Raw genomic sequence first — 1,085 nt, 5'->3', positions numbered from 1 at the left:
GACTCGGGGTGGGGGGTGGGGTGGAGGGCCTAGGGTGCGTCGTGAAGATCCCGTGCGTGGTGTCGGGGCATTTCCTGGTGGTTCGGCAAGCAGTCTAGGAGCGCGGAACGTTGGAGACTCTCGGCGAGGGCGATCCGCAGGTCATCGGTCCGTACCGGCTGTTGGGGCGGCTGGGGGCCGGCGGGATGGGGGAGGTGTTCCTCGGGCGGACGGCGGGCGGGCGGACGGTGGCGGTGAAGACGGTCCGTCAGGAGTTCGCCGCAGAACGGGAGTTCAGGCAGCGGTTCCGGCAGGAGGTGGCGGCGGCGCAGCGGGTCGGCGGCCGGTGGACCGCGCCGGTGCTGGACGCGGACACGGAGGGGCCGCAGCCGTGGGTGGCCACGGGCTACGTCGCGGGGCCCTCGTTGACGGACGCGGTGCACCGCTTCGGCGCCCTGCCGCCGGACACGGTACGGGCGTTGGGCACGGGCCTGGCCGACGCGCTGGAGGCGGTGCACGCGCTGGGGCTGGTGCACCGGGACGTGAAGCCGTCGAACGTGCTGCTGGCGCTGGACGGGCCGCGGCTGATCGACTTCGGCATCTCCCGTGCGCTGGACGCGACTTCCGCGCTGACCCGCTCGGGGTACGTGGTGGGTTCGCCGGGCTTCATGTCGCCGGAGCAGGCCAAGGGACGCCCGTCCGGTCCGGCGGGCGACGTGTTCGGGTTCGGTGCGGTGCTGGCCTTCGCCGCGACCGGCCGGGCCCCGTTCGGCGAGCAGGACAGCGCGGCGGGGCTGCTCTACCGGATCGTCCACGAGGAGCCGGAGCTCGGCGGCCTGGACGGGGACCTGCTGGGCCTGGTGCGGGCGTGCCTGGACAAGGAGCCGGAGCGCAGGCCGACCCCGGCGGAGGCCCGGGCGCGGTTGGAGCGGAGCGCCGCGGGGCTGACCCGGCTCGGCGAGCGGGGCTGGCTGCCGGGCGCGGTGTCGGAGGAGGTGGCGCGGATGGCCGTCGCGCTGCTGGACCTGGAGTCGCGGCCCGCCCCGGTGCAGCCGCCCCCGCCGACCGTCCTGGCCGCCCCGACCCCGGCCCCGCCCCCGCAGGCC

1 protein-coding gene is annotated in these 1,085 nt (G+C 76.1%); it reads left to right on the top strand.

Annotated elements, in window-relative coordinates; all coding sequences use genetic code 11:
- Positions 1-110 precede the first annotated feature (110 nt).
- A partial coding sequence (locus tag OO57_RS37850) for a serine/threonine-protein kinase (RefSeq protein ID WP_158715394.1) occupies positions 111-1,085 on the top strand: 975 nt, incomplete at its 3' end.

The organism is Kitasatospora phosalacinea (assembly GCF_000717185.1).
GTDB classification, from domain to species: Bacteria; Actinomycetota; Actinomycetes; order Streptomycetales; family Streptomycetaceae; genus Kitasatospora; species Kitasatospora phosalacinea_A.
Note: the sequence above shows the minus strand (reverse complement) of the source record. Positions and strands in the feature narration are given on the sequence as shown.